Source organism: Pantoea sp. Cr_R13 (assembly GCF_029222565.1).
GTDB lineage: Bacteria > Pseudomonadota > Gammaproteobacteria > Enterobacterales > Enterobacteriaceae > Pantoea > Pantoea eucalypti.
This window is the reverse complement of sequence record NZ_JARHXL010000013.1, coordinates 886,177-903,591: the sequence shown is the minus strand read 5'-3', so window position 1 is coordinate 903,591 and position 17,415 is coordinate 886,177. Positions and strand designations below refer to the sequence as shown.

The 17,415-nt window shown below is 54.0% G+C and carries 15 protein-coding genes; 10 read left to right on the top strand and 5 right to left on the bottom strand.

Translation table 11 applies throughout. The features are described 5' to 3' along the window. Positions 1 to 14: 14 nt before the first annotated feature. Positions 15 to 1,349: an aromatic acid/H+ symport family MFS transporter gene (locus tag P2R09_RS11910; protein WP_003853721.1), complete on the bottom strand. Its 1,335-nt coding sequence runs from the start codon at positions 1,347 to 1,349 to the stop codon at positions 15 to 17. Between the two features lie 320 nt (positions 1,350 to 1,669). Here P2R09_RS11910 and P2R09_RS11905 point away from each other — a divergent pair, with 320 nt between their 5' ends. After that, a complete protein-coding gene (locus tag P2R09_RS11905; protein ID WP_003853723.1) occupies positions 1,670 to 2,590 on the top strand; it encodes a LysR substrate-binding domain-containing protein in 921 nt (306 codons plus the stop codon). Here P2R09_RS11905 and smrA read toward each other — a convergent pair. Beyond that, the gene (gene smrA / locus P2R09_RS11900) at positions 2,587 to 3,153 is read right to left on the bottom strand and encodes a DNA endonuclease SmrA (RefSeq protein WP_275769923.1); all 567 of its coding nucleotides are present in this window, start codon (positions 3,151 to 3,153) and stop codon (positions 2,587 to 2,589) included. The genes P2R09_RS11905 and smrA overlap by 4 nt on opposite strands. Before the next feature lie 317 nt (positions 3,154 to 3,470). Between smrA and P2R09_RS11895 the strand changes: the two genes are divergently transcribed. After that, positions 3,471 to 4,223 (top strand): FNR family transcription factor, encoded by a 753-nt coding sequence (locus tag P2R09_RS11895; RefSeq protein WP_003853727.1) that lies wholly within the window; start codon positions 3,471 to 3,473, stop codon positions 4,221 to 4,223. 117 nt (positions 4,224 to 4,340) lie between these two features. Further along, the gene (gene uspE / locus P2R09_RS11890; RefSeq protein ID WP_275769920.1) at positions 4,341 to 5,297 is read left to right on the top strand and encodes a universal stress protein UspE; all 957 of its coding nucleotides are present in this window, start codon (positions 4,341 to 4,343) and stop codon (positions 5,295 to 5,297) included. Positions 5,298 to 5,345: 48 nt separating this feature from the next. Here uspE and pntB read toward each other — a convergent pair whose 3' ends face one another. Then, on the bottom strand, positions 5,346 to 6,734 hold the full coding sequence (gene pntB, locus P2R09_RS11885; RefSeq protein WP_105099148.1) for a Re/Si-specific NAD(P)(+) transhydrogenase subunit beta: 1,389 nt from the start codon (positions 6,732 to 6,734) through the stop codon (positions 5,346 to 5,348). 3 nt (positions 6,735 to 6,737) lie between these two features. Beyond that, positions 6,738 to 8,270: a Re/Si-specific NAD(P)(+) transhydrogenase subunit alpha gene (gene pntA, locus P2R09_RS11880; RefSeq protein WP_275769917.1), complete on the bottom strand. Its 1,533-nt coding sequence runs from the start codon at positions 8,268 to 8,270 to the stop codon at positions 6,738 to 6,740. A gap of 539 nt (positions 8,271 to 8,809) precedes the next feature. Between pntA and ydgH the strand changes: the two genes are divergently transcribed. Further along, positions 8,810 to 9,763 carry a DUF1471 family protein YdgH gene (gene ydgH, locus P2R09_RS11875; RefSeq protein WP_275769915.1) on the top strand — a complete coding sequence of 318 codons (954 nt, stop codon included), beginning with the start codon at positions 8,810 to 8,812 and terminating at the stop codon, positions 9,761 to 9,763. A gap of 203 nt (positions 9,764 to 9,966) precedes the next feature. Further along, complete coding sequence (locus P2R09_RS11870; protein WP_275769913.1) at positions 9,967 to 11,358, top strand: basic amino acid/polyamine antiporter; 1,392 nt, start codon at positions 9,967 to 9,969, stop codon at positions 11,356 to 11,358. A 142-nt stretch (positions 11,359 to 11,500) separates the two neighbouring features. Here P2R09_RS11870 and P2R09_RS11865 read toward each other — a convergent pair whose 3' ends face one another. Beyond that, positions 11,501 to 11,914, bottom strand: coding sequence for a hypothetical protein (locus tag P2R09_RS11865; protein WP_003853740.1), 414 nt, complete (start codon positions 11,912 to 11,914; stop codon positions 11,501 to 11,503). A 178-nt stretch (positions 11,915 to 12,092) separates the two neighbouring features. On the opposite strand from P2R09_RS11865, the gene rstA reads away from it, so the two are divergent. From rstA to P2R09_RS11840, 5 genes are all read left to right on the top strand, one after another. Next, positions 12,093 to 12,818 carry a two-component system response regulator RstA gene (rstA, locus tag P2R09_RS11860; protein WP_003853741.1) on the top strand — a complete coding sequence of 242 codons (726 nt, stop codon included), beginning with the start codon at positions 12,093 to 12,095 and terminating at the stop codon, positions 12,816 to 12,818. Then, positions 12,815 to 14,116, top strand: coding sequence for a two-component system sensor histidine kinase RstB (rstB, locus tag P2R09_RS11855; protein ID WP_003853743.1), 1,302 nt, complete (start codon positions 12,815 to 12,817; stop codon positions 14,114 to 14,116). Before rstA ends, rstB begins: the two co-directional genes overlap by 4 nt. An 18-nt stretch (positions 14,117 to 14,134) precedes the next feature. Continuing rightward, complete coding sequence (locus tag P2R09_RS11850) at positions 14,135 to 15,622, top strand: carboxypeptidase M32 (RefSeq protein ID WP_275769910.1); 1,488 nt, start codon at positions 14,135 to 14,137, stop codon at positions 15,620 to 15,622. Positions 15,623 to 15,781: 159 nt separating this feature from the next. Continuing rightward, positions 15,782 to 16,264 carry an acid resistance repetitive basic protein Asr gene (gene asr / locus P2R09_RS11845; protein ID WP_275769908.1) on the top strand — a complete coding sequence of 161 codons (483 nt, stop codon included), beginning with the start codon at positions 15,782 to 15,784 and terminating at the stop codon, positions 16,262 to 16,264. 295 nt (positions 16,265 to 16,559) lie between these two features. Then, positions 16,560 to 17,369: a serine protease gene (locus P2R09_RS11840; protein WP_275769906.1), complete on the top strand. Its 810-nt coding sequence runs from the start codon at positions 16,560 to 16,562 to the stop codon at positions 17,367 to 17,369. The last annotated feature ends 46 nt before the right edge of the window (positions 17,370 to 17,415 follow it).

The following is a 17,415-nucleotide window of genomic DNA, read 5'->3' as shown; positions in this document are numbered from 1 at the left end:
GCCAGTGGAAAAAATCACGAATCTGTGATCGGCTTAAAGCCATAGCGGTTTTTTAACAGCAGCATCAGGGTAGTGATCACAGCCGGTATCGCCAGCAGCAGAAAGATAACGCTGAAAGACCAGCCGAGTGACATCATCTCTGCACCGACGAAAGCGCTTAAAATCGCCCCAATGCGGCCCACGCCATGCATCCAGCTGGAGCCGGTGGCGCGTGCGTGCGTGGGATAGTAGCTGGCGGATAAAGCATTCATGCCGGTGTTAGCGCCGTTGAAACAGAAGCCACTGCAAAAAGCGATTGCGCTCATCATGCCCACTTCGGCTGGCGAAAAGCCCAGGGCCACGATAAACAGCCCGCCACAGCCGTAAATCGCTGCCAGCGCCAGATTGGCATTAAAGCGATCCATCATCCAGCCCGCAAACAACGATCCCAGCGTCCCGCCAGCCTGATACATCGCGGTGATAATCGCCGCTTCGGTGACAGACATGCCCAGCGTGTTGACCAGTGATGGCAGCCAGCTGCCAATCAGGTAGACCATGAACAGTCCCATAAAATAGCCACCCCACAGCATCGTACTGCCAAACAGATAGCGGCGTGACAGGACGGTGCCGATTGCGCCACCCGCCGGCACGCTGACTTCTGGCGCGTGAAACGCACAGTCTGGTCGGGTTTTGCCCGGCATCATCCGATCAAGGATGGCGTGAATGCGGGCAGCCGGTGCACCACGACTGATGAGGAATCGCACGGATTCCGGCAGGCCACGAATCAGTAATGGCAGCACCAGCAGCGGCAGTATGCCGCCCAGTAGCAGCACAGAGTGCCAGTTATAGCGCGGTAGCAGCCATGAAGCGGCAAATCCCCCGCTGGCCGCGCCAAAGGTGAAGCCGCAGAACACAACGGTGATAAGAAACGCCCGCCGCCGTTCAGGCGCATACTCCGCCACCAGCGTACCGACGTTGGGCATTGCGGCACCCAGCCCCAGCCCGGTCAGGAAGCGGAACAGCATCATCTGTTCAATGTTTTGTGACAGCGCGGTTGCCAGCGTCCAGAGACCAAAAAAGAAAACGCTTAAGATAATCATCATGCGACGGCCATAGCGGTCAGCCAGCGGCCCCGCCACCATCGCACCCAGCGCCAGACCGATTAAGGCGGCGCTGATGACAACGCCGAGCTGATGATTTGTCACGCCCCACGCGGCTTTAAGCGTCGGCGCAATAAAACCCATAATCGCAATGTCCATGCCATCGAGTGCTACCACGATAAAGCAGAGAGCAATGAGCCGCTTTTGCCAGGGGCTCAGCTGCTGCTGGTTGATAAGCTGGCGGACATCTACCGCCTCGATGCTGGTCAATGAACACTCCCTGAGTAAAGAAATCTGGCATCAGTTTAAGTAAAAAAAACGGCGTTTATGATAGCCGATCGTTAACCTTAAGCGGTCAGATTTTTGTTTGATAGTGAGAATCATTCATATTCATTCAATTAAGTCCTTGATTTCTCTTTGACCAGAGAATGAACGCGTCACAACCGTTTTAAGATGAATGCTTGAAAATCATGGCGTTAAACAGCGAAACGGTCATTCCAGTGCTTTTGTTAAAAAAAATTTGCAGCAAAGTTAACAGAATTCATTATTAACAGTTGCCTCACGCCCTTCATTCTCATTAAGTTTAGGATATGGAAAAAAATATCCTTTTCAATCAGCGCATTCGCTTGCGCCACTTACACACCTTTGTTGCGGTTGCGCAGCAAGGTACGCTGGGCCGGGCGGCTGAGACGCTTAGCCTGAGTCAGCCTGCCCTGTCTAAAACCCTGAATGAGCTGGAGGAACTGACCGGCGTTCGTCTGTTTGAACGTGGCCGTCTGGGCGCGCAACTGACCACCATGGGAGAACAATTTCTGACGCATGCCGTACGTGTGCTTGACGCGCTCAATCATGCCGGTCAAAGTTTTAATGAGCAGCCAGGCGATGCGCCGGTGATTATCCGGCTGGGTGCGCTGACCACCGCCGCAATGGGGATGCTGCCACGCATTCTTGATCGTTTTCATCAGTTACAACCCAATACCACTATCCAGGTGGCAACGCTGCACAACAATGTGCTGCTGGCGGGATTACGCGGCGGTGAGTTTGATATCGGCATTGGACGGATGGCGGACAGCGACATGATGACCGGTCTGACCTATGAGCTGCTTTTTCTGGAGTCGCTTAAACTGGTGGTGAGGCCGGAACACCCGCTTTTAAGTGACAACGTCACACTTTCACGTGCCATGCAGTGGCCGGTGGTGATTTCGCCCGAAGGCACGGCACCGCGCCGGATTGCACAACAGATGCTGGATGAACAGGGTTGTACGTTGCCACCTCACTGCATTGAGACCTCATCGACCTCACTGGCACGCCAGCTGGCTCTACGCTACGACTATATCTGGTTCGTTCCTTCCGGCGCGATTAAAGAGGATCTCAGCCACAACGCGGTCTGTGCGCTGCCGATCAACTCATCCGGCCCGGGCGAGCCAGTGGGCATCATTACGCGCACCGGCGCAGAGCTCAGCCTCAGTGCCGAAGTGCTGATGTCTACCATTCGAAAATTTCACAGCTAGCGACTGCGTTTCGCATGCCGCTCGCGGTTTTCAAGGCGCGCTTTATCGGTTTTACGCAAACCCACGTAGAGCGCACCGCCTCCGCCATGGCGGGTCTGTGCCACGCAAAAAGTCTGTACGTCGTCAAACTGCTGTAACCAGCGAGCGAGATAGCTTCGTACGATATTGGCATGTGACTCGTTATCACGTCCTTTGCCGTGAATGATCAGCAAATTTCGTAATCCCTGTTTGTGCGCCTGCATCATAAAATTGAACAGCGCCTGACGGCAGGTTTCCACCGGTTGCCGTAACAGGTTGAGACTGGCATCCAGCTTGTATTCACCCCGACGCAGTTTATCCAGTATACCCTGCTGGATACCGTCGGCTTTATATTCCAGCAGCGTATTAAGTGGGATAATCTCCAGGTCACCCCGGGTCAGGAAATTCTCCAGCTCAGATTCGCCCGGCGGTTTGCGTGGTGCTTTGGTTGAAGGGGCTTTTAGCCAAAGGGTCGTGGTGGTGTCTTTCAATGGCGTGACATCGCCCATGGCATCCCGAAAAAGATCGTTATCATCAAGGTTCATGGTTTTCTCACACCGGGTTAAATTGATCGAATGTGTCAGACAGGCTTTAACAGTTAGCGTAGCAAAAGCTGGAATTACCGGACCACCCGCCTTTTTCTCACCCTAACGGGCCGTAGAGAATCGTGCAACAGATCACATAAGCGGAAAGTTATCGTGACAGTAGTCTCTTCCCGCGTACTGAAATGCCCGTTACATCGGCCTTTGACGCCGTATATATCCTCCATAATGTTTGTGGGTGTAAAACTGCTCGGATGAGTTCCCTTCAGCACAAAAAATGTTAAAATTGACCCCAGTCAATTATCGTCGAGCAAACCATTATGATCCCTGAAAAACGCAGCATACGTCGTATTCAGTCGGGCGGTTGTGCCATTCACTGCCAGGATTGCAGCATCAGTCAGCTCTGCATCCCCTTCACGTTAAATGAACATGAGCTGGATCAGCTCGACAATATCATTGAGCGTAAAAAACCGATTCAGAAAGGGCAAACGCTTTTTAAAGCGGGAGACGAACTCAGGTCTCTGTATGCCATTCGTTCCGGCAGTATTAAAAGCTATACCATCACCGAACAGGGTGATGAGCAAATTACCGGTTTCCATCTGGCGGGTGATTTAGTGGGCTTTGATGCCATTTTAAATGCCAGCCATCCCAGCTTTGCGCAGGCGCTGGAAACGGCCATGGTCTGTGAAATTCCTTTTGAAACGCTGGATGACCTGTCAGGTAAAATGCCGGCACTGCGTCAGCAGATGATGCGTTTAATGAGCGGTGAGATTAAAGGCGACCAGGATATGATTCTGCTGTTGTCGAAGAAAAATGCTGAGGAGCGACTGGCGGCGTTTATCTGGAACCTCTCACGCCGTTTCGGCCAGCGCGGCTTTTCACAGCGTGAATTTCGCCTGACCATGACGCGCGGTGACATCGGTAATTACCTGGGCCTGACGGTTGAAACCATCAGCCGCCTGCTGGGCCGTTTTCAGAAGTCCGGTATGCTGGCGGTCAAAGGCAAATACATCACGATTGAAAACCACGCCCTGCTGGAAGAGTTAGCGGGCCAAAGTCACCAGGCCGCCTGATTCATAGCCGGATCAATAAATCTTATTTTATTGATCCGGCAGTAACTTTTTCACTTCTTCCGCTGTACAACATAGGCTATCTTTATTCCAGTCGCTCTGGTTTAAGGAGAACGCCTCATGTCCCAGTACCAAAATATTCTGGTCGCCATTGATGCCCAGCAAGACGATCAGCCCGCGCTGCGACGTGCGGTCTATCTGAATCAACGTATCGGCGGAAGAATCAAAGCCTTCCTGCCTATCTATGATTTCTCATATGAAATGACCACCCTGCTTTCGCCGGATGAGCGCTCGTCTATGCGCCAGGGTGTCATCAGCCAGCGTACCGAATGGATCCGCGAGCAGGCCCGCGCTTATCTTGATGCCGGTGTCGACATTGATATCAAAGTGATCTGGCATAACCGCCCCTTTGAGGCCATCATTCAGGAAGTGCTCGCTCATCAGCATGATCTGGTGCTGAAAATGGCGCATCAGCATGACCGCCTGGAGTCCGTGATTTTCACCCCGACCGACTGGCATCTGCTGCGTAAATGCCCCTGCCCGGTCTGGATGGTCAAAGATCAGCCTTGGCCGGAAGGCGGTAAAGCCATCGTCGCAGTCAATCTTGCCAGCGAAGAGCCGCATCACGATGGCCTGAATCAGAAGCTAATTCGTGAAACGATGAAGCTGGCGGAAAAGGTGAATCAGACCGAAGTCCACCTTGTCGGTGCCTACCCGATTACCCCAATCAATATTGCTATCGAACTGCCCGATTTTGATCCCAGCGTCTACAACGATGCTATCCGGGGTCAGCATCTGGTGGCCATGAAAGCACTGCGCCAGAAATTCTCAATTGGTGAAGAGTTCACCCACGTGGCTAAAGGCTTGCCGGAAGAGGTTATCCCCGATCTGGCCGCGCATCTCGGTGCCGGTGTGGTCGTGCTGGGCACCATCGGAAGGACCGGACTATCAGCGGCGTTCCTGGGCAATACGGCGGAACAGGTGATCGATCATCTGCGTTGTGATCTGCTGGCGCTTAAGCCTGACGATTTCAAGTCGCCGATTGATCTGGATGATGAAGAGGACGAGGAGGATTAACGCCTCCTCGTAAAGAACATGGGCGGCTGATTAGCCGCCCTTTTTTTATTACAGCGCTTTGAGAATTGCTTCCACGCTGGCTTTGGCATCGCCAAACAGCATCTGGCTGTTCTCTTTAAAGAACAGCGGATTCTGAACCCCGGCATAGCCTGTGTTCATTGAGCGTTTAAACACCACCACGTTGTGCGCCTTCCACACTTCCAGCACCGGCATTCCCGCAATCGGGCTGCGGGGATCATCCTGCGCTGCCGGGTTGACGGTATCGTTAGCACCAATCACCAGCACCGTGTCGGTGTCGCTGAAGTCATCGTTGATTTCGTCCATCTCCAGCACCACGTCATAAGGCACTTTGGCCTCGGCCAGCAGCACGTTCATGTGCCCCGGCAAACGCCCCGCGACCGGATGAATGCCGAAGCGCACTTTGATGCCAAGCGCGCGCAGACGTGCCGTGATTTCCGCTACCGGATACTGCGCCTGCGCCACGGCCATGCCGTAGCCTGGGGTAATGATCACCGAGCGGGAGGCTTTAAGCATCTCTGCGGTCTCTTCAGCGGTAATTTCACGATGCTCGCCCGCTTCCTGCGTTTCGTCACCACTACTGACTTCAGTACCGAATCCACCCGCGATCACGCTGATGAACGAACGGTTCATCGCTTTACACATGATATAGGAGAGGATCGCACCGGACGAACCCACCAGTGCACCGGTCACAATCAGCAGATCGTTGCTGAGCATGAAACCGGCGGCGGCGGCGGCCCAGCCTGAATAGGAGTTCAGCATCGACACCACGACCGGCATATCGGCACCGCCAATCGACGCGACCAGATGCCAGCCAAACGCCAGTGCAATCACCGTCATCAGCAGCAACGCAAAGACCTGCGCAGCGCTGCTGCTGGTGTTAACAAACCACAGCAGCAGCAGGAACGAGACCAGCAGCGCCAGCAGATTGAGCTTGTGACGATGCGGTAACGCCAGAGGTTTTGAGGAGATTTTGCCGCACAGCTTGCCAAACGCCACCAGCGAACCGGTGAAGGTGACGGCACCGATAAAAATACCGATAAACACTTCACTGAGATGGATATTTTCCATCACTGCTGGCAGGCCAGGCGCATGGTCGATATAGCTGTTTATGCCAACCAGTACCGCGGCCAGGCCGACAAAGCTGTGCAGAATCGCGACCAGTTCCGGCATTTCGGTCATTTCGACTTTCTTTGCCATGCGGATACCAATAGCGCCGCCAATCACCATCGCCAGCAGGATCCAGACCACGTTACCGCTATCCGGGCCAAAGATGGTGGCGACCAGCGCAATCGCCATGCCGCTGATACCGAAAATATTACCCCGCTTAGACGTCTCGTGACGCGAGAGACCGGCAAGGCTACAGATGAAGAGAATCGCAGCAACAATATAGGCTGCAGTGACTAATCCGCCAGACATGTCTTACCCCTTACGAAACATTTTCAGCATGCGCTGGGTGACGGTAAAGCCACCAAAGATATTGATGCTGGCAATCAGCACGGCAATAAAAGAAATAAAGGTGACCCAGCCACCGTGTCCCATCTGCAAGACTGCCCCAATCACGATGATGCCGGATATGGCATTGGTCACGGACATCAGCGGCGTATGCAGCGCATGACTGACGTTCCAGACCACGTAATAACCCACCACACAGGCGAGCGCGAACACGGTAAAGTGGGAGAGGAAATCGGCAGGCGCTACATTGGCCAGACTGCCAAACAGCACGATGGCCAGGGCAATAAGCAGATATTTTCGCCACCGTGAAACAGGTTTTACTTTAATCTTCACTGCCGGTTTCGCGGTTGCCGGTGCAGCCTGAGGCGCAGCGGACACCTGAATCGGCGGTGCCGGCCAGGTGACTTCCCCCTCCCGCACCACAGTCACGCCCCGTACGACCACATCGTCGAAGTCGACCTGGATTTCGCCATTCTTCTCTTTGCACAGCAGCGTCATCAGGTTGACCAGGTTGGTGCCGTAAAGCTGGGAGGATTGCGTTGCCAGACGGCTCGGCAGGTCGGTGTAGCCAATGATTTTGACGCCGTTAGAAGTCACCGTAACCTGATCCGCGACGGTCAGCGCACAGTTGCCGCCAGTCTGCGCGGCCAGATCCACAATCACACTGCCGGGCTTCATGCTGGCAACCATCTCTTCGGTGATCAGTTTCGGTGCCGGTTTGCCAGGGATCAGCGCCGTGGTGACAATGATATCGACTTCTCTGGCCTGACTGGCAAACAGTGCCATCTCCGCTTTAATGAACGCCTCGGACATGACTTTGGCATAGCCATCACCGCTGCCAGCTTCCTCTTCGAAGTCGAGTTCAAGGAATTCGGCGCCCATACTCTGCACCTGCTCTTTGACTTCGGGACGGGTATCAAACGCCCGGACAATCGCGCCCAGACTGCCCGCTGCACCAATTGCTGCCAGCCCGGCCACACCTGCCCCGATCACCATCACTTTTGCCGGTGGCACTTTACCCGCCGCCGTGATCTGCCCGGTAAAGAAGCGACCAAATTCATGCGCAGCTTCCACTATCGCACGATAACCGGCAATGTTTGCCATGGAGCTCAGCGCATCCAGCGACTGCGCCCGTGAAATGCGCGGCACCGAGTCCATTGCCATGACATTGACCTGACGCGCGGCCAGTTTTGACAGCAGATCGGGATGTTGCGCGGGCCAGATAAAGCTAACCAGCGTGCTACCCGCGCGGGTCAGTGCAATCTCTTCGTCATCGGGTGCATTTACTTTCAGCACAATGTCGGACTGCCAGACCTGATCTCTGTCGCTGAGCGTGGCGCCAGCGGCGATATAGCTTTCATTATCGAAGCTGGCGCGTTTACCTGCGTCACGCTCCACGGTGACACTAAAACCCAGCCTGATGAGTTGTTCCACGGTCTTTGGCGTGGCGGCCACGCGCGACTCGTTTGGCAACCTTTCCTTGGGTATTCCAATTAACATAGTGTTTCCTTTCATCGGTTAAGGATGATGGCCCGTATCTGCACCACGACTGCGCAACTGAAACGCCGTTTCGGTTACTTATAGACGAAATGCATGTATTTCAAAGTGTTTATAACCTACTGAAATTGTGACCAGCGATCTATAGCGTCTGTACAGAGTTATGACATTCACTCAATTATTCAGCGTTCTGCTTAAAGATCGGTGTTAACCCACTGTAAAACAGCCTGACTGGCAAATATTCTGCCAGTGATAATGATCTGCGGGCGAATTAAGCATCAATAAAAACCTATAATTAACAATGCATTAACTGTTTAACCGATATTAGTTATCGCTTTTAGTGATAACCGTGGCTAAAACGGGCCATAACTGCGTTTGATGACAATTAAATGAAAAAATGATGGTTGAATAACGCGATCTGACACCAAAAATCGCTGCGACAGTCTGTTTATAACATGCAATAATCAGCGGCTAATCTGTTATACATCAAGAGTCCAGCACGTTTTCGTACTCATTTTTGCGTAAGGCGAAGGATTATTTTTATGAAGCTGAAGAACACTATTCTGGCGTCCACTTTGTTGTCCCTGCTGGCAGCCCACGCATTCGCTGCGCAGGAGTTAACGCCAGAAAAAGCGGCAGCGTTGAAGCCATTCGAACGTATTAATATCACCGGCCGTTTCAACGCGATCGGCGACGCTGCCGATGCGGTCTCTAAGCGTGCAGATCAGATGGGCGCTGCCTCTTATTACATCCAGGCAATCAACGACAGTAACGGCAACAGCGGTAACTGGCGCGTCACGGCTGACCTCTATAAAGCCGATGCGCCGGCAGCTTCAGCGTCAACAACGTATCGTCGCTTTAACGGCGTTAATGAACTGCCAAAAGCAGAAGCCTACAGACTTGAACCGTTTGATACCGTTTCGGTCAGCGGCTTCTTTGCCAGCCAGCCGGATGTTAACGACGCAATTTCAAAAGCCGCGAAAGAGAAAGGTGCCGCATCATTCTTTATCGTGCGCCAGATTGATGCTAACAGCGGTGGCAACCAGTACGTCACCGCGTATGTCTACAAAGCGGATGCTAAAGAACGCACAGTGCAGACACCAAACGCTATCCCAGCCGATTCAGAAGCAGGTAAAGCTGCGCTGGCAACCGGTGGCGCGGCAGCCGCTAATGTAGAGATTCCTGGCGTGGCCTCATCTGAAACGCCAAGCAACAAAGTGGGCCGTTTCTTCGAAACACAAAGCTCTACCGGTAAGCGCTACACGGTGAATCTGCCTAACGGTAAATCGGTGCAGGAAGTCAACGCGATTACCGCCGCGCAGATGCAGCCGTTTGATACCGTGACTTTTACTGGCCACTTCGGTTCACCTACTGAGGTTTCAGAAGAAGTGGCGAAGCGTGCTTCGGATAAAGGTGCCAAGTTCTATCACGTGACCCGTCAGTGGCAGAACCAGAGTGGCGGTAACCTGACCGTGACGGCTGACCTGTTTAAGTAATCCCTCACAGGGCGGCGCCCGCCGCCCTGCTGTTTGCAAACCGGCTTTGTTTTGCATAGTTATGCATTGCCATCCCCTGCCACACTCCGTAAAATCCCCCGCCTGTTTCACCGGATATTGTCCCTGGATTGTGCCATTGGTCTGACATAACCCAGCGATATAATCCGATTTACCCAGCCATATATGCTAGCGGGAAGGTTGTTTTGGAGAAAAAATTAGGTCTCGGTGCGCTGACGGCACTGGTGCTCAGCTCAATGCTGGGTGCAGGTGTGTTCAGTCTGCCGCAAAACATGGCTGCAGTGGCCGGTCCGGCTGCTCTGCTGCTAGGTTGGCTGATCACCGGTGTCGGCATTATCTTTCTTTCGCTGGCGATGTTGCTGTTAACCCGCCTTAAACCTGAACTTGACGGCGGCATCTTTACTTACGCCCGCGCCGGATTCGGCGAACTAATGGGGTTCTGCTCAGCCTGGGGCTACTGGCTGTGTGCTGTTATCGCCAATGTCTCCTATCTGGTGATTGTCTTCTCGGCCCTGAGCTTCTTCACCGATACGCCGGACCGGATTATTTTTGGTGATGGCAACACCTGGCAGGCGATGCTGGGTGCATCCGTGCTGCTATGGCTGGTTCACTGGCTGGTGCTGCGCGGTGTGCAGACAGCAGCCAGCATCAATCTGATGGCCACGCTGGGCAAGCTGGTGCCCTTACTGCTGTTCATTGTGCTGGCGGTGATGGCGTTCAATTATGATCGCTTTTGCTTTGATTTTTCCGGCGTCACGCTGGGGCAACCGCTCTGGGAGCAGATCAAGCAAACCATGCTCATCACTCTGTGGGTCTTTATCGGGGTTGAGGGTGCGGTGGTGGTTTCTGCGCGTGCACGTCAGAAAAAGGATGTGGGCCGTGCAACACTTTTTGCCGTTCTGGCTGCCTTGCTGGTCTATTTGCTGGTAACCCTGCTGTCGCTGGGCGTGGTTCCGCGCGCTGAACTGGCTGAAATGCGCAATCCGTCCATGGCGGGATTGATGACAAGACTGATGGGCAACTGGGGCGATGCGGTGATTGCGATAGGCCTGATCGTCTCTGTCTGTGGTGCCTACCTGAGCTGGACGATCATGGCTGCTGAAGTGCCGCTGATTGCCGCGCAGCAGGGGGCGTTTCCTCGCATTATTGCCCGGCAGAACCGCCACAACGCGCCGGCCGCCTCGCTGTGGCTGACCAACGGCAGCATTCAGCTCTGCCTGATCCTGATTGCCCTGACCGGTGCTAACTACAATAACCTGCTGACCATCGCCTCAGAGATGATTCTGGTGCCCTATTTACTGGTGGGTTTATACCTGATCAAAGTGGTGCGCGGACAGAATAAACCCATGGCTATGGCGGTGGGTGTCGGCGCCAGTCTGTATGGCATCTGGCTGCTCTACGCGTCGGGGCCAATGCACCTGATGGCGTCAGTCGTGCTCTACTCGCCAGGCCTGCTGCTGTTTCTGTTTGCCCGACGCGGCGGCCGCGCTGATGTTGCGCTGACCTCGCTGGAGCGGATTGCAATGGGATTACTGATTGCTGCGACGCTGCCCGCTGTGTGGCAGCTGACCACATAGAGCCGGATCCATCGGGCGTGATTATTGCAGAGAGTCTGGACACGGGTAGCGCAGGACACGCAGGCGTACATGGAGTACATGACGATAATGAGCGCTGCCCAATGTCAGACTGACTAATTTAATAGCCTGGTGAGAGAGGTGCTTAGTGTGACTGCACCGGGATCGACACACACAGCAGGTCATCCTGCTGGGTGAGATTCAGCGGTTTTGAATATTCATGATGGATCGCGTCCAGCTGCTCCGCAGAGAGCGGATAAGGGAGCTGAATATCAAAACGGCTTATCTGCTGCTGTTCTGCGAGCGTAATCAGGCGTGCGATGTTAATTTCGTCGCTGACCTGAGTAGAAATGATTTGTAATGCTAATTCTTTTAACGGGTCGTCACTGCCCTGTAAACGGTGTGCTGATTTACGTGTCACCATGCCAAAGATCGGCATTACACCATAAATAGCATCAACGAAGCTCCAGCGCTTTTTGCAGGAAGCGGAAAGAAAGTCACTGTAATTGAAGCAGATGCGGTCGGGGTATATGGCTGATGCCAGCTCTTTATCAGACACACTAACGCTCCTCATGATAATCATCGATATCCCAAACCTGGCGCAAAAATGCCGCGCTAATGATTGCACATATTGACGGTTATATACCAGCAAGCCACGGATATTTCGTGCGATAACGTAGAGCTCAGGACCAGGACAAGATATGATTTCTCTCACGTCTGTTTCTGCTTTGTGAACTATGAACAAAATTGTTTATGTTGAAGATGAACCTGAAGTGGGTTCGCTGATCGCAGCTTACCTGGGTCGTCATGATATTGAGGTGATTGTCGAGACGCGCGGTGATCGTGCTGAAGCGGTGATAGCGGAACAGCAGCCGGATCTGGTGATGCTGGATATCATGTTACCCGGCAAGGATGGCATGACCATCTGCCGCGACCTGCGGGCCAACTGGCAGGGACCGATTGTGTTACTGACGTCACTGGACAGCGACATGAATCATATTCTGGCCCTGGAGATGGGTGCGCAGGATTACATTCTGAAAACCACCCCGCCTGCGGTGCTGCTGGCTCGCCTGCGCCTGCACCTGCGTCAGTCTCATCAGGGACAGCCGGAAGATACACCGAGCGCACCTGCTGCCAACCGTATGCTGCGTTTTGGCTCGCTGACCATTGATGCCCTGAACCGCCAGGTCACGCTGTTTGAGGAGCAGATCGCCCTTTCTACCGCAGATTTCGATCTGCTCTGGGTGCTAGCCAGTCATGCGGGTCAGACACTGAACCGGGATGCGCTGCTGAAAACATTGCGTGGCGTCAGCTATGATGGTTTAGACCGCAGCATCGACGTGGCGATCTCGCGGCTGCGTAAAAAGCTGCACGACAGCGCCACCGAGCCCTTCCGCATCAAAACTATCCGCAACAAAGGCTATCTGTTTGCACCTCAGGCCTGGGATACCCGCGGACTATGAGAAAGCTTTTTATTCAGTTCTATCTGCTGCTGTTTGTCTGCTTCCTGGTGATGGCCTTACTGGTGGGGCTGGTTTATAAGTTCACCGCTGAGCGTGCAGGCCGCCAGTCGATGAATGACCTGATGGCCAGCTCGCTCTACCTGATCCGCAGCGAACTGCGCGAGATCCCGCCGCGCGACTGGAATAAGACCATCAAGAGTCTCGATCTTGGTCTCTCATTCGACCTGCACATCGAGCCGATGAACAAATATCAGCTTGATGAAGGCAACATGCGTCGGTTGCGTGCCGGAGAGATTGTTGCGCTCGATGACCAGTACACCTTTTTGCAGCATATTCCGCGCAGCCACTATGTACTGTCAGTCGGACCAATTCCCTATCTTTTCTACCTGCATCAGATGCGGCTGCTGGATATTGCCCTGCTGGTGTTTATTGGCATGTCTCTGGCACTGCCGGTGTTCATCTGGCTTCGTCCCCACTGGCAGGAGATGCAGCGACTGGAAAAAGCAGCACAGCGTTTTGGCCGGGGTGAGCTGGATGTACGTACCCATTTTGACAGTACCTCCAGCCTGTTCCGGCTTGGTATCGCCTTTAATCAGATGGCCGAGAATATCAATACGCTGGTAGCCAGCAAAAAGCAGCTGATTGATGGCATCGCCCATGAGCTTCGAACGCCGCTGGTGCGCCTGCGTTACCGGTTAGAGATGAGCGACAATCTCACGGATGGCGAACGGGTGGCGCTGAACCGCGATATCGGCCAGCTTGAAAGCCTGATAGAGGAACTGCTGACTTATGCACGACTTGATCGGCCGCGCGTGGATCTCAATCTTAAAACACTGGATCTCGCCAGCTGGCTGAGCGAGCGGCTTGACGATTTTCGCACCATCAACCCGGACATACGGCTCGACCTTGATCTGCCACAGCGTGAAAACATCGGCGTTTCTGATACCCGCCTGATGGAACGAGTGCTGGATAACCTTGTGAACAATGCGCTGCGTTATGCTCAGCAGCGGCTGCGTGTCAGTTTATGGTTTGATGGCGCGATTGGGTGTCTGCAGGTGGAAGATGATGGTCCCGGCATTCCGCCGGAAGAGCGTGAACGGGTTTTCGAACCCTTTGTCCGACTTGACCCGAGCCGCGACCGCGCCACAGGCGGCTGCGGATTAGGCCTGGCAATTGTTTACTCGATTGCTCAGGCGCTCAGCGGCAAGGTGACGATTGAGTCCAGCCCGCTGGGCGGCGCCAGCGTTCGCTTTTGCTGGCCGGTTGATCTAACCTTGCGCGAAATTGCGCAGCGTTAAAACCACAAGGAGTCTTACGTGACCTCAGCGTATCAACAACTGACCAAAACTTTCCAGCGCCTGTCCCGTTTCAGTCACGTCACGGCGATTGCCGGATGCGACATGCAGACCACCATGCCGCCAGGCGGCAGTCAGGCACGCGGTGAAGCACTGGCCGAAATGAGCGTGCTGCAACACCAGATTCTGACTGCCCCTCAGGTCGGTGAGTGGCTTAAGGCTGCTGAGCAGCAGTCGCTGAACGATGTCGAGCGGGCCAATCTCAACGAGATGCAGCGCGCATATCAGCAGGCAACGCTGCTGCCTGATGATTTTGTTGAAGCCAAATCGATCGCCGGTTCGGTCTGCGAACATGCATGGCGCACTCAGCGTCCCGCCAATGACTGGCAGGGCTTTGCCGCCAACCTCAAAGAAGTGGTCCGCCTGAGCCGTGAAGAGGCCCAGCGCCGCGCCGACGCCAGTGGCTGTTCCCGTTACGATGCGCTGCTGGATCTCTATGAACCAGGTATGACCCGCGCCCGACTGGATCAAACCTTTGGCGAACTGAAAACCTGGCTACCTGACCTCTTACAGCAGGTCGTGGAAAAACAGGCACAGCAGGAGGTCATAACGCCGCAGGGGCCATTCGCCGTGCCTGCGCAGCGGCAGCTCGGTCTGAGCATTATGGAGACGCTGGGTTTCGACTTTACCCACGGTCGTCTGGACATCAGTGCGCATCCCTTCTGTGGCGGTGTGCCGGAAGATGTGCGCATTACCACCCGCTACAATGAGAATGAGTTTCTCAGCGCCATGATGGGCGTGATTCACGAAACTGGTCATGCTCGCTATGAACAGAATCTGCCGAAGCAGTGGCGCGGTCAGCCGGTAGCACTGGCGCGATCAACCGCTATTCACGAATCACAAAGCCTGTTTATGGAGATGCAGCTTGGTCGCAGCCGTGAATTCCTGCAGCGCATTCTGCCGCAGGTGATCGCCACCTTTGGCGATCAGCCTGCCCTGGAGGCGGATAATTTCGTGCGCCTGACCCAACGGGTTCTGCCTGGCCTGATCCGGGTTGACGCCGATGAGCTCAGTTATCCTGCGCATGTCATTTTGCGCTACGAAATTGAGCAGGCGTTGATCGAAGGGGACATTGAGGTTGAAGATATCCCGGCGCTGTGGGATGAGAAGATGATGCAGTCGCTGGGGCTGGATACGCGGGGTAACTACCGCGATGGCTGTATGCAGGATATTCACTGGACCGACGGCGCCTTCGGCTACTTCCCCACCTATACGCTGGGCGCAATGTACGCCGCGCAGCTGTTCCAGTCGTTACAGAAGGCCATTCCTCAGCTCAGTGAGCTGATTCAGCATGGTGAGCTGCAGCCAGTGTTCGACTGGCTGCAACAGAATATCTGGCAGCACGGCAGCCGTTTCCCGACCGACCAGTTGCTGATCAACGCCACTGGCGAAGCGCTGAACCCGGCTTTCTTCCGCCAGCACCTTGAACAACGTTACCTTAATCGCTAAGCTTTCGGGCGGTCATCTGACCGCCCTTTCCCGCCTTTGTACAATCGGTTACACGCCGATACCAAACACCTACGGACACCGTTCATTGATTTCCCTATAGTCTCTTCACCGGCCCCGCAGTGGGCTACACATGAAAAAATAGTCTCCGAGGGATTTGCGATGAAAAAATTATTTGCACTGGTTGTCGCCGCTGCTATGGGTATGTCTTCTGTTGCTTTCGCTGCTGACACCACAGCTGCTCCAGCTGCTGCTGCGCCAGCCGCAACAACCACTACCACTGCTCCTGCCGCTGCAGCACCGGCTAAAACTGTTCACAAGACTGCGCACAAGAAACACCATAAAGCTGCTCAGAAAGCCCAGGCTGCTAAGAAACACCACAAAAAAGCGGTGAAAAAAGATGCAGCGCAGAAAGCGCAGGCTGCTAAAAAAGTTCACCACAAAAAAGCGGTAAAACCTGCTGCACAGAAAGCTCAGGCCGCTAAAAAAGTTCACCACAAAAAAGTAACTAAACCAGCCGCTCAGAAAGCGCAGGCTGCTAAAAAGGTTCACCACAAAAAAGTAACCAAACCTGCTGCCCAGAAAGCTCAGGCTGCTAAGAAAATGCACCACAAAAAAGTTGTGAAACCAGCAGCTAAAAACTAAGGTCGCCTTCAGCGCACGGCCACGAGATGATGATTAAAAACACCCGGTTCTGCCGGGTGTTTCTTTACTGGAGTGGATGAAATGACGAGAGTGGATGAAATAGTGCGTCGCTATCGCTTCGAAATTATTCTGCTTGTTATGATCCTGTGTGGCATTGTTGCAGCCAGCTTTTTTATTTAGACGCTGTAGCGTACTGATTAACCAATAAAACTCCCTTTTTCAACGCTCACCGACTATAGTTACCGTACTTACGTAATAACAATAACGTTAATTTTTTCTCGCCATTGAGATTTCTATGCGCCTGGCTACCTTGTTAATGGTTGGACTCTTCAGCTTTGCCACCACGGTTCATGCCGATGATGACGATGACTCGCCTACTCCTGCTGAGATTAAGATGCTGTTCTTCGGCAAGGATCATCGCCAGGCAATCACCGATATTACTGCTGCCCCCTGGGATGCCATTGGCCAGCTGGAAACCGAAAGTGGTAACCTCTGTACTGCCACGCTCATCTCTCCCCATCTGGCCCTGACCGCCGGACACTGTCTGCTTTCCCCGCCCGGGAATTTCGATAAGCCGGTTGCGCTGCGATTTATGGCCAGCGATAAAGGATGGCGCTACGAGCTTCATGATATTGATGCGCGGGTGGAACCGTCGCTGGCGTCAAAATTAAAAGCGGATGGCGAAGGCTGGATCGTGCCGAGCAGTGCAGCACCCTATGATTACGGCATTGTGATATTACGCAATCCGCCTTCAGCGATTACGCCCATTCCCTTGTTTGATGGCTCACGCAGCGATCTCACGGCGGCGCTGAAGCTGAGCGGACGTAAAGTGACGCAGGCAGGCTATCCGGCAGATCATCTGGATACGCTCTACTCCCACAGCGATTGCCTGATTACCGGCTGGGCGCAACGTGCCGTGCTGTCGCATCAGTGTGACACGCTGCCGGGTGACAGCGGTTCACCGCTGCTGCTTAAAAGCGATAATGGCTGGCAGTTAATCGCGGTACAAAGCTCTGCGCCCGCAGCGAAAGATCGCTATCTGGCTGACAACCGCGCAATTTCGGTCACCTCGTTTAAAGACAAGCTGGAATCCCTCGCGCAGTAACCGCACTCACTCTTTACTATTGGGTGCGCGCCTGTTAAGACGCGCA

What these genes read in the sequence shown, in the direction of transcription:
- P2R09_RS11905 (WP_003853723.1), top strand. Translation starts at nt 1,670, where the DNA reads ATGGAAAAAAATATCCTTTTCAATCAGCGCATTCGCTTGCGCCACTTA.
- smrA (WP_275769923.1), bottom strand. Translation starts at nt 3,153, where the DNA reads ATGAACCTTGATGATAACGATCTTTTTCGGGATGCCATGGGCGATGTC.
- P2R09_RS11895 (WP_003853727.1), top strand. Translation starts at nt 3,471, where the DNA reads ATGATCCCTGAAAAACGCAGCATACGTCGTATTCAGTCGGGCGGTTGT.
- uspE (WP_275769920.1), top strand. Translation starts at nt 4,341, where the DNA reads ATGTCCCAGTACCAAAATATTCTGGTCGCCATTGATGCCCAGCAAGAC.
- pntB (WP_105099148.1), bottom strand. Translation starts at nt 6,734, where the DNA reads ATGTCTGGCGGATTAGTCACTGCAGCCTATATTGTTGCTGCGATTCTC.
- pntA (WP_275769917.1), bottom strand. Translation starts at nt 8,270, where the DNA reads ATGTTAATTGGAATACCCAAGGAAAGGTTGCCAAACGAGTCGCGCGTG.
- ydgH (WP_275769915.1), top strand. Translation starts at nt 8,810, where the DNA reads ATGAAGCTGAAGAACACTATTCTGGCGTCCACTTTGTTGTCCCTGCTG.
- rstA (WP_003853741.1), top strand. Translation starts at nt 12,093, where the DNA reads ATGAACAAAATTGTTTATGTTGAAGATGAACCTGAAGTGGGTTCGCTG.
- rstB (WP_003853743.1), top strand. Translation starts at nt 12,815, where the DNA reads ATGAGAAAGCTTTTTATTCAGTTCTATCTGCTGCTGTTTGTCTGCTTC.
- asr (WP_275769908.1), top strand. Translation starts at nt 15,782, where the DNA reads ATGAAAAAATTATTTGCACTGGTTGTCGCCGCTGCTATGGGTATGTCT.
- P2R09_RS11840 (WP_275769906.1), top strand. Translation starts at nt 16,560, where the DNA reads ATGCGCCTGGCTACCTTGTTAATGGTTGGACTCTTCAGCTTTGCCACC.